The 9791-nt window shown below is 67.6% G+C and carries 14 protein-coding genes and 1 pseudogene; 9 read left to right on the top strand and 6 right to left on the bottom strand.

The features are described from left to right. The first annotated feature begins 104 nt into the window (after nt 1–104). Both AC1DQP_RS14250 and AC1DQP_RS14245 read left to right on the top strand, forming a co-directional pair. Complete coding sequence (locus AC1DQP_RS14250; protein ID WP_457321081.1) at nt 105–575, top strand: GNAT family N-acetyltransferase; 471 nt, start codon at nt 105–107, stop codon at nt 573–575. Nucleotides 576–671: 96 nt separating this feature from the next. Continuing rightward, nucleotides 672–845, top strand: a complete 174-nt coding sequence (locus AC1DQP_RS14245; RefSeq protein WP_256774665.1) for a DUF1328 domain-containing protein — start codon at nt 672–674, stop codon at nt 843–845. A gap of 64 nt (nt 846–909) precedes the next feature. On the opposite strand, the gene AC1DQP_RS14240 is transcribed toward AC1DQP_RS14245, so the two are convergent. The 4 genes from AC1DQP_RS14240 to AC1DQP_RS14225 all read right to left on the bottom strand — a co-directional run bounded on the left by AC1DQP_RS14240 (nt 910) and on the right by AC1DQP_RS14225 (nt 3310). After that, entirely contained in the window at nt 910–1680 is a 771-nt protein-coding gene (locus AC1DQP_RS14240) for a transporter (protein WP_478051842.1), read from the bottom strand. Between the two features lie 75 nt (nt 1681–1755). Beyond that, complete coding sequence (locus AC1DQP_RS14235) at nt 1756–2181, bottom strand: hypothetical protein (protein WP_457320928.1); 426 nt, start codon at nt 2179–2181, stop codon at nt 1756–1758. A gap of 44 nt (nt 2182–2225) precedes the next feature. Then, complete coding sequence (locus AC1DQP_RS14230; protein WP_457320926.1) at nt 2226–2465, bottom strand: hypothetical protein; 240 nt, start codon at nt 2463–2465, stop codon at nt 2226–2228. Between the two features lie 2 nt (nt 2466–2467). After that, nucleotides 2468–3310: a MipA/OmpV family protein gene (locus AC1DQP_RS14225; protein ID WP_256774669.1), complete on the bottom strand. Its 843-nt coding sequence runs from the start codon at nt 3308–3310 to the stop codon at nt 2468–2470. A gap of 112 nt (nt 3311–3422) precedes the next feature. Between AC1DQP_RS14225 and AC1DQP_RS14220 the strand changes: the two genes are divergently transcribed. Together AC1DQP_RS14220 and AC1DQP_RS14215 are read left to right on the top strand one after the other, a co-directional pair. Further along, the gene (locus tag AC1DQP_RS14220; RefSeq protein ID WP_457320922.1) at nt 3423–4097 is read left to right on the top strand and encodes a response regulator transcription factor; all 675 of its coding nucleotides are present in this window, start codon (nt 3423–3425) and stop codon (nt 4095–4097) included. After that, nucleotides 4094–5449, top strand: coding sequence for a sensor histidine kinase (locus tag AC1DQP_RS14215; protein ID WP_478051841.1), 1356 nt, complete (start codon nt 4094–4096; stop codon nt 5447–5449). The genes AC1DQP_RS14220 and AC1DQP_RS14215 overlap by 4 nt, the downstream gene beginning before the upstream one ends. A gap of 25 nt (nt 5450–5474) precedes the next feature. Here the strand turns inward: AC1DQP_RS14215 and AC1DQP_RS14210 are convergent, their stop codons facing one another. After that, on the bottom strand, nt 5475–5717 hold the full coding sequence (locus tag AC1DQP_RS14210; protein WP_256774672.1) for a peptidase: 243 nt from the start codon (nt 5715–5717) through the stop codon (nt 5475–5477). Between the two features lie 174 nt (nt 5718–5891). Between AC1DQP_RS14210 and AC1DQP_RS14205 the strand changes: the two are divergent. Together AC1DQP_RS14205 and AC1DQP_RS14200 are read left to right on the top strand one after the other, a co-directional pair. Then, nucleotides 5892–6617: pseudogene (locus AC1DQP_RS14205) on the top strand (linear amide C-N hydrolase); the annotation flags it as partial. Between the two features lie 209 nt (nt 6618–6826). Beyond that, entirely contained in the window at nt 6827–7033 is a 207-nt protein-coding gene (locus tag AC1DQP_RS14200; protein ID WP_256774674.1) for a hypothetical protein, read from the top strand. Nucleotides 7034–7045: 12 nt separating this feature from the next. Here the strand turns inward: AC1DQP_RS14200 and AC1DQP_RS14195 are convergent, their stop codons facing one another. Then, on the bottom strand, nt 7046–7483 hold the full coding sequence (locus tag AC1DQP_RS14195) for a MarR family winged helix-turn-helix transcriptional regulator (protein ID WP_457321585.1): 438 nt from the start codon (nt 7481–7483) through the stop codon (nt 7046–7048). Between the two features lie 78 nt (nt 7484–7561). On the opposite strand from AC1DQP_RS14195, the gene AC1DQP_RS14190 reads away from it, so the two are divergent. The 3 genes from AC1DQP_RS14190 (at nt 7562) to AC1DQP_RS14180 (ending at nt 9772) form a co-directional block, all read left to right on the top strand. Then, on the top strand, nt 7562–8671 hold the full coding sequence (locus AC1DQP_RS14190; protein WP_478051840.1) for an FAD-dependent oxidoreductase: 1110 nt from the start codon (nt 7562–7564) through the stop codon (nt 8669–8671). A gap of 185 nt (nt 8672–8856) precedes the next feature. Next, nucleotides 8857–9396, top strand: coding sequence for a DUF3011 domain-containing protein (locus AC1DQP_RS14185; RefSeq protein ID WP_478051839.1), 540 nt, complete (start codon nt 8857–8859; stop codon nt 9394–9396). Nucleotides 9397–9568: 172 nt separating this feature from the next. Further along, complete coding sequence (locus AC1DQP_RS14180) at nt 9569–9772, top strand: hypothetical protein (protein WP_256774678.1); 204 nt, start codon at nt 9569–9571, stop codon at nt 9770–9772. Nucleotides 9773–9791 lie beyond the last annotated feature (19 nt).

Raw genomic sequence — 9791 nt, 5'->3', positions numbered from 1 at the left:
GCGCGGTGCGGCGGGCAAACTCAGCAGATTTCACCGGGTTTGGCGACTGTCGTGCGCGCGTGGCTTAGAGTGATGCTCCGTGCGTAGATGCGTCAGGAGACAGGATGATCAGGACAATGCTCGAGAGCGACCAGAAGGCGGCCAGCGCGATCTGCATGCGCGCGTTCCTGGCGGCGGTGGCGCCGTCGCTGTCATCGTTCGGCGTAGACACCTTCCGCCTGATTGCAGCGCCCGATGGCTTCGCACAGCGCAGGGCGCAGGACAACCTGCAGCTCGTCTACGAGGATGCGGGGCGGATCAAAGGCGTGGCTGAGCTGAAGCAACGTCGCCATGTGGCGATGCTGTTCGTCGACCCCGGCTGCCAACGACAGGGCATCGGTGAGGCGTTGTTGGCGGCACTGGTCGAACAGGCGCACGCCGGGCTGCTGACGGTGAGCGCCTCGGTGCCGTCGGTGGGTTTTTATGCACGCAACGGATTCCGGAGCATGGGCGAGGTGGCCGAGTCGGCCGGGCTGGTCTACCAGCCGATGGAGCGGTCGATCATCGACGCCGCCAACGGAGTCACCGCCGCCTGACTTCACGCGGTTCGCGCGAACCGTTCACGAGCGCGGGACAGCCGCGCGACTATGTTGAAGGTCTGTCAGTCATCCCGGTTGCGGGTAAGGATCAACATGATCAAGTGGGCCATCATCTTCGCCATCATCGGCCTCATTGCCGGTGCACTGGGCTTCGGCGGCCTCGCCGGTGCGTCCATCGGCATCGCCAAATTCCTGTTCTGGGCCGGCATCATCATCGCGGTGGTGTTGTTCCTGCTGGGCATGACCATCGCCAAGAAGGTCACCTGACCGCAGCAACATCGCAGTGGTGGAACACCAAGGCCTGCGCAGCGATGCGCAGGCCTTTTGCTTTTCAGCGGAAGAAGAACGACACGCCCAGCCCGGCCTGCACGTCGGGGCTGTCGTCGTCCAGGCCCAGGTCGAAGGAGGCGTCCAGCTGCACGTTGCGGGCCACCATCCAGGTCACGCCGGCGCCGGCGATCGCGGTAGAGGGTTCGCCGTTGGTATGGGTGAAGCCGGCTTCGATATAGCTGCTGACATCGTCGGTCAGCGCCACGCTCAAGCTCGGCGACCAGGTAAAGCTGTCCTCGCCCGCACCGCGGGTGGCATTGGCATACAGCGCGCCACTCCAGCGGTCGTTGAAGCTGTATTCGTAACTGGCGCCAAGCGCGTACTGGGTGCCACCTTCGCTGAAGTCGCKGGTGCCGGTGGCAAAGCTGCTGCTGGCCAGCAACGCGAGTGCATGTTTGTCCGAGGGCAGGGGCAGCGCGACCTTCAAGGCGAGGCCGCTGTCGCCGGCGCCGTTGGCGCTGCTGGACGGCGCACCGCGCGGCTTCAATTGCAGGTGGTTCCAGGGCGTGCTGAACACCTGCAGCTCCACGTGCTCGGCCAGGCCGATGCGCAGGTTGAGGTCGCTGCTGTATTGGGTGGAACGGGTGCCGTCGTCGTCGCGGTCACGCTCCAGGCTGGGCAGGCCCCACTCCACGGCGACGCTGCCACGCGGCAGCGTGGATGGTGCAAAGCCGATGCCGGGACGGTCGAACGCCGGTGGTTCGGCAGTGTCGTCCTGGGCAAAGGCAGGCGAGGCGAGCAATAGCAGGGCAAGGGCGGCAGGCAAACGCATGGTGCAATCTCCGGTGAGCGGCGCAGCTTCGGAGAGTGTGCGACAAGAACCCGTGAGGAGATCGCCGGGTGCGGCTCAGGCCTCGGGGTGGGTCAGCGCCAGCAGGCCATCGAGCAGGCGGTTGGCGCGCGGACGGCCGTCGACGTCGATCGGGTCGGCCAGCGACTGCAGCCAGAAGCCGTGCGCGGCCCGTCGTGCGGCAGTGAGCCGGTGGTCCCTGGCTTCACCGGGGTGCAGCAGCAGGCGGCCTTGTATCCACTGCTTGAGCGCTTGGGCGATCTCCGGGTCGGGGCGGCCGCGTGGCGCGCCGGGGCCGGGGCCCTCCGGGGTCAGGCAGGCACGGAAGACCGCGGTGACGTAGGCGCGCGAAAAGCGCCCATGCGTGATGGGATCGGCCGCGATCAGTGTCTGCACAGCATGATCGAAATCGACCAGTGCCTGCGCCAGCACGGGGACATCGTCGGCGTCGGGCGTGCTCATCATGGGGAAAGGGCGGCTCATGGGGGGGCTCCGTTTGSCAAGGCCAGGGGCGGGCGGTAGGCAGCTCAGTGCATCGCCTGCAGTGGGGCCTGCGGCAGCTGCGCAATGGCATCGGTCGGCTGCCGCAGAACGTCATTCAACAGCGCGATCACGCGCTCGCCTTCCCCGTTGCAGGCCAGCTCGAAGGTGGTCTGTCCACCCAATGCCGGCAGCGGGGTGTGCAGGATCCACTCGAGCACGGCGCTGCGATCGGGCTCGATGCGCAAGGCAAGTTCGGCGACACGACGAACGATTCCCTGGCGCATGCTCAGAACCCGTAGCTGAGTGAAAGAGCGGCCGAGTCCATGTGCTTGCCGCTGGTCATCGGGCTGTCTTCGACGGCAGTGGACAGGATGGAGCGGCGTACCGATGCGGTCGCGGTCCAGTGCGCACCGAGCGGCATCACGGCGGTCAGGTCCATGTAGGGCGATACGCCGCTGCCGGCACGATAGCGGGCCAGGCCGCTGCGCCGCGCTTCGGCTTCGCTGACGCCGAAGTAATAATCGTTGAGGGCGCTGCCGGCGTAGTTCACACCGACCCCGGGCACCAGCGTGACGCGGCCGGTGGGCAATGGATAGGCGTACTTGGCGTCGGCGGAAACGCCACCGCCATGACCACTCACTTCGGCCTGCACGTTGGCCTGCACCAGGCCCCACGGCGCGGTGTGCCGCACCGCTACGCCGGCCATCGCCGAGAAGCCGCGATTGGACAGCTGGCGCAGGCGCACGTCGTCGCTGTCGTTGTGTTTGAAGCGCATCATGTACGGCGCGGCCAGCACCGACAGTTCCGTGCTGTCGTTGTCGAACAGCGTGTAGCCGAAGCTGCCTCCACGGAAATGGAATCGGCGGCCTTCGTAGCTGATCACCGGCGCACCGACGGTGTCGGTCTTGTAGCCGGTGTAGGGCGATTTGAGCGCCACCACGGCCACGCCGAGGCTGCTGCGCGGCTTTGCCCCAGGCGCCTGGGCCAGGGCGCTGCCGGTGGCCAGCCAGGCGACGGTGGCCAGGGCGACGGCAACCAGATAGGGACCGATGGCCCGCTGGGCGCCTTCATTGGCGACGGTGGGGCAGCAGCCTGCCCGGGGGGAATCTTCCTTGCAACGCACGTGCATGTACCTGCCACACTGGGAATACCAAGGGGACATGGTGCCCGCGCTACATTGTCGGAACGTTGCGTCGGGCCGCGCGGTACCATCGGCAGCCGTCGCCCCTGTCCTTACGCCCATGCGCATCCTGCTGCTCGAAGACGATCCGGAACTGGCCAGTGCCATCCAGGCCAGCCTGGGTCGGCATGGGATGGTGGTGGACGTGGTGGCCAGCATGGCCCAGGCTGGCGAAGCGCTCAAAGCCGGCGTGCACCAGATCCTGCTGCTGGACCGGCAGCTTCCGGACGGCGATGGCGCCAGCTTCGTGCGCGTGGCGCGCAGCCTGGTGCCCAACCTGCCGGTGATCATGCTTACCGCGCGCGATTCGGTGGCCGACCGGGTGGTCGGGCTGGACGTGGGCGCCGACGACTACCTGACCAAACCCTTCGCGGTGGAAGAACTGCTGGCGCGGATCCGCGCGATCTCGCGGCGACCTTCGCAGATTGCGTTGCCGGTGCTGGCGCTGGGGCGGATGCACTTCGATTTTGTCGCGCGCGAGGCGACGGTCAATGGCGTGCTGCTGGCGTTGCCGCGCCGGCAGTTGCTGGTGCTCGAGGCGCTGGCGGTACGCCAGGGCCGCACGGTCGCGCGTGCGGCGTTGCTTGAAGCGGTGTACGGCTTCGATGACGCGATCCAGTCCAATGCGCTGGACGCGCACGTGTCCAAGCTGCGCAAGGCACTGGCCGAGGCGGAGGCGCAGGTGGAAATTCACGTCATGCGCGGTATCGGCTACCTGTTGAAGGACATCGCATGAAATTCCTCAAGCCCGGGTCGTTGTCCTTCAGCCTTGCCTGGAAGATCATCCTGATCCAGATCACCATGGTGGCCGTCGGCCTGATGGGCATGGTGCTGATGTATGGCGACAGTGGTGCCGGCTACATCGACTGGAAGATGAGCGAATCGATCGCCAAGTCGGTCCATATCCGCGGCGATGCATTGCACGTGGACTGGGCGGCATTGGACCGTGCCGCGCAGGATCGTCCTGCCACGTTCTGGTTCGCCGCCACCGATGAGGATGGCCGCCAGCTCACCCACGGCACCGTGCCGGAGGTCTTTCGCCCGCTGGTGGCGCAGCTGCAATACCTGGAGCCCACCGACATCCGCACGCGCACGCGCGCGGCCGAACTGGCGATGCGGATCTGGGTCAACGACACGCCGGAAGGACGCGTGCACGTGATGATCGGCGGCATGCCGCACCGCGGGTTGTGGCGGCAGATGCTGGTGGTGATCGGTTACCTCGGCGGCTGGATCACCGTGCCGCTGATCGTGATCACGCTGGTGGTGGCGCCGTGGGCGATCCACCGCTCGCTGCGCGGGGTCAACCGGGTAGCCGCGCAGGCGGCGGCGATCCAGATCAACGAGCGTGGCGGTGGCCTGGATACGCACGCGGTGCCGGCGGAAATCTTCCCGCTGGTGGATGCGTTCAATGCCGCGGTACGGCGCATCGGTGAAAGCTACGACGCGCAGGATCGTTTCCTGGTCGGTGCGGCGCATGAGCTACGCATGCCGATCGCGATCCTGGCCACGCGCATCGACGATCTGCCGATCGGTCCGGCGCGCTCGCGCCTGCAGCGCGACCTGAGCCGGCTCGGCAACATCGCCGAGCAGTTGCTGGACCTGCAGCGGCTGGATCACCACCGCAGCCAGTCCCAGCGCATCGACCTGGCCGCGCTCACCCGTGAGGTCGCCGCCGACGTGGCGCCGCTGGTGGTCGACGCCGGCTATGCGTTCTCGGTTGACGCGCCCGACACGCCGGTCTGGGTGCAGGGCGATCCCCACGCCCTGCACCGGGTCGTGGCCAGCCTGCTGCAGAACGCGATCGCCCACGGCGGCGACCAGGGCATGATTGCGATGACGCTGCAGCCCGATGGCGTGCTCGCGGTGACCGACGAAGGCTCCGGGGTGCCCGAACAGGAGCGTCAGGCGATCTTCGAGCCGTTCCACCGCCTGCGACCCAGTGGCAGTGGCAGCGGGCTGGGGCTGTATCTGGCGCGCGAAATCATGTTGCGTCACGGCGGCAGCATTGCAGCAGAAAGCGCGCCGGGCGGCGGCGCCCGCTTCGTGGTGGCGCTGCCGGTGGATCGCGAGGGCGCAGCGACGGGCTGAGCCGGCGCGACCTGCCGGTGCAGCGTCAGCGGGCGGGCGCTGCTTCGCAGTAGGCATCGAAGGCGACGGCGCTGTTGTCCAGCTGCTGCGCCTTGGCCAGCTCCCACGGCCGTTCGCACTGTTGGGTGCGCGCACACCAGCGGTACCCGGCCGAGCCGATGCAGCCATGCGGGTCGCGATCGGCGCCGGGCATCGCGGTGCGGACCGGGGCGGGGCTGCTGCAGGCGGACAGGATCAGGACAAGGCAGGCAATGAACAGTGGTTTCATGGCGGCACTCCCGGGCGTGCGCGCAGCGTAGCCCGGCGCTGGCAAGGTTGGGTGAGGAGGCGATCCGAGGGAGTGATTCACCCCTCCATCACCGCCGCTCCGGTGTGATCCGGGCCATCGGCCGGAGTGGGAAGGGACCGGCGTGGCGGCCCATTGACCTGTCAGGAGACGACCATGACGTCATTCGCATGTATGCGCATTTCCCTGCTTGCCCTCGCGTTGGTCTGCGCCGCGCCCCCGGTGGACGCGTGCACGCGGGTGGTCTACCTGGGCGACAACCAGGATGTGATCACGGCGCGCTCGATGGACTGGAAGAGCGATATCGCCACCAACCTGTGGGTGCTGCCGCGCGGCATCGCGCGCACCGGGCAGGCCGGCCCGCAGTCGATCCGCTGGACGGCGAAGTACGGCAGTGTGGTCGCCAGCGGCTACGACATTTCCACCACCGATGGGCTCAACGAGGCCGGTCTGTCGGCCAATCTGCTATGGCTGGCCGAGTCGGAATACCCCGCGCAGCGCGGCCGCAAGCCAGGCCTGGCCATCTCGTTGTGGGCGCAGTACATGCTCGACAATTTCGCCACCGTTGCCGAGGCGGTGGCGGCACTGCAGCGCGAGCCGTATTCGCTGGTGACCGACAAACTGCCGGGCGAGTCGCGGCTGGCGACGTTGCATCTGTCCTTGTCCGATGCCAGCGGCGACAGTGCGATCGTCGAGTACGTCGATGGCCGGCAGGTGATCCACCACGATCGCGCCTACCAGGTGATGACCAACTCGCCGGTGTTCGCGCAGCAACTGGCGCTCGATGCGTACTGGCAGCAGATCGGCGGCACGGTGATGCTGCCTGGCACCAACCGCTCCGCCGATCGTTTCGCGCGTGCCCGGTTCTACATTCATGCGATTCGTGTTCTCCGGTGATGCGCTGGGGCAGTTCCAGCCGTCGGCACCGTTCGCGTTCCTCGGCACGGGCGGCTGACCGCCATCAGGGGACGCCGCTTCAGCCGGTCAGAGGCGTCCTGATTTCAGACGAATCCGATATCCCGGCGTTGCTGCCGGACGTATGGTGCTGATCAAGGGATGGAACGCCCGATGCCGTAGCAGGAGCCATCAGCATGTTGATCAAGGTGCAGTGCCAGGACCACCACTGGCAGGTGATTCACCCGACCCGTCCGGACCCGATCGCATTTGCGAGCGGCGCGACGGCGTTCGATTTTGCCGACGCGCTGGCGCGTGAGCACCACGCCGAAACCGGCGTGGTCAGTGCGGTGCGCGTGGAGGCGTTGGAGAACTTCCTTGACGCGGTCCGCTACGGCGGATGACGCGCTTGCGCGTTACGCGTCGCGATCCAGGTTGGCACTGAGCCGCTGCAGGAACGTGGCCAGCAGCATGGTTTCGTCCACGCTGAAGCCGGCCAGCATCCGGGTATTGCCTTCGTTGAGGATTTCGCGCGCCTGCGGCAATCGCTGCAGCGCAAGCGGGGTGAGTTCGATGCGCTGCGCGCGCGGGCGGTGTGGGTCCGGGGAGCGGAGGATCAGCTGATCACGCTCCAGCCGTGCCAGGGTCTGCGCCATCGAGGGCTGTTCGACGCGTAGCAGCCGCGCCAGCTCGGACTGGGTGGCCGCCTTGCCCTGGCGGAGGGCTTCGAGCACCGGCAGGCTGGCCATGCCCAGGCCAAGCGGGCGCAGCTCGGTTTCGGCCATCCGGGTCAGCTCGCGCGCCACCCGCTTGATCAGGAAGGACGGCACGTTCCTCGGGTCGGGTCGGTCCATGCGTTCACTCCGGGTATTTGACATAGGGGCCTATGATGATAATCATAGGAGCCTATGTTAAAGCCCCGGAGACCTTCAGTGTCCCTTCTTCCCCGCATCGCGGTCGTCGGCGCCGGTCCTGCCGGGCTGCTGCTGGGCTGCCGGTTGCGCCAGGCCGGCATCCCGTTCCAGTTGTTTGAAGCCGATGCCGGGCCCGATACCCGTGGGCAGGGCGGCATGCTTGATCTCCACGCGGCGACCGGGCAGGCGGCGCTGCGCAGCGCCGGGCTGTTCGAGCGCTTCCAACAGCTGGCGCGCTATGAGGACCAGGGCCTGCGCATGTTCGACGCGCAGGGCCGGCTGCTGCTGGACGACGACGGTCTGGAGGGCGACCGTCCGGAGATTGACCGCGGCCACCTGCGCGACCTGCTGCTGGGCGCATTGCCGGCCGATTGCGTGCGCTGGGGCCACGCACTGCGCGAGGCGGTGGTCGACGGGAAGGAGGTCGTGCTGGAGTTCGGCAACGCGGTGATCGAGCGTTTCGATCTGGCCGTGGGCGCCGACGGTGCCTGGTCCAGGCTGCGCCCGCTGCTCACCGACGTGCGGCCCCGGCACGCCGGCATCAGTCTGTACGAGCTGTCGCTGCACAACGTGGAGGTGGACCATCCGCAGCTGGCGGCGCTGGTAGGACGGGGCACGCTGGTCGCCAAGGGCGGTGCGCGGACGCTGTTCGCCCAGCGCAACGCCGACGCCCGGGTGCGCGTGTATGCCTCGCTGCCGCAGGTACTCGCCGACGGTGCACCCGCACCCCGGGAAACGCGGGAGAGCCTGCTTGCGCATTTCGCGGACTGGCACCCGGACCTGCGCCGTCTGATCGCCGAGGCCGACGCCGCAGTGCGGCCGTGGCCGATCCACATGCTGCCGGTCGGGCACCGTTGGGACCACCGCAGCGCGGTGACCCTGATTGGCGATGCGGCGCACGTGATGCCCCCGGCAGGGGAGGGCGCCAACCTGGCGTTGCGCGATGCGGCCGACCTGGCCGACGCACTGTGCACCCCTGACTGGCGTGCGGCAGTGCAGGTCCACGAACAGGGGATGTTCGCGCGCGCGGCAGAGAGCGCGGCGACGGCGCAGCGAATGTTGGTGGCGGGCTCGGTCGCGGAGATGCTGGCGGAAATGCGCAGCGATGTAGAGACCGTCGCGCGCTAGCTCTGGCCCGGTGGCGGCGCAAATCGGATGTGACCTAGCCCAGGCACCCCCAGTCAGGTAAGCGTCGGTTACCTAAATAGGGCATGAAATCAGCGACTTTCGGCCTATGTCGCGCGTGGGCGCTTTGCCACATCCTGTGCGCCACCACCACACACGGTTATGAGGCAGGCATGAGGAGCAAGGCAATGGGGCACGGAAAGCACAAATGGCTGTGGGCGCTGCTGCCCTCTATGCTGCTGTTGGGCGCCACCGCGCACGCGCAGCAGTACGACCGCTATCGCGATGACGGGTACAACAGCGGGCCGRTGCGCTGCGAGTCGAACAAGGGCCGCACCCAGCAGTGTCCGCTGGAGGGACGCGCACGCCTGGTGCGGCAGATTTCGGGGACGCCCTGCGTGGAGGGCCAGACCTGGGGCCAGGCCCGTGGCGGCGTCTGGGTGACCCAGGGCTGCCGGGCCGAGTTCATCGCCGAAGGCGGCCGCGGTGGTCATTGGAATGGCGGCGGTGGCGGCGGCTGGGGCAACAATGGCGGCGGTCGCGGCCAGATCCTGACCTGCGATTCCAACGATCATCGCCGTCAGCGCTGTGTTGCCAACGTCCGTCGGGACGCGCGACTGGTGCGCCAGACCTCGCGCACTGCCTGCATCGAGGGGCGCACTTGGGGCTGGGACCGGACGGGCGTCTGGGTGGACGGCGGCTGCCGCGGCCAATTCCAAGTCAATTGATCCGTCTGGTTCAAGTGATGCGCTAAATCAGAAAAATCTGATACAGATCACACTTTTGATTGGGTATTGTCCGGAGCGGGAAGTCCCGGCTTCACCAATGACAGGGGCAGCGTCCGTCGCGATGGCGGGCGCCGGCCTCGCCCGATATGCCGCCTCATGGAGAGAGCACCGCATGTTGATCCGCCTGCAACTGGAACACCGCCTGTGGCGGGTGCTGCATCCGGACAAGCTGGAGTCGTTCCGTTTCAACGACAGCGCAAAGGCCTTTGATTTCGCCGATGCGCTGGCGCGCCTGCACCACGCCGAGACCGGCCACCGCAGTTCGGTGCGGGTGGAGGCGAGCGGGGCCTACGTGGAGGCGGTGCGCTACGGCTGAAGCCAGCGCGGCGCAGGAC

It is taken from the genome of Stenotrophomonas sp. P5_A8, from assembly GCF_056400545.1.
This window is presented reverse-complemented; position numbering and strand designations above follow the sequence as displayed.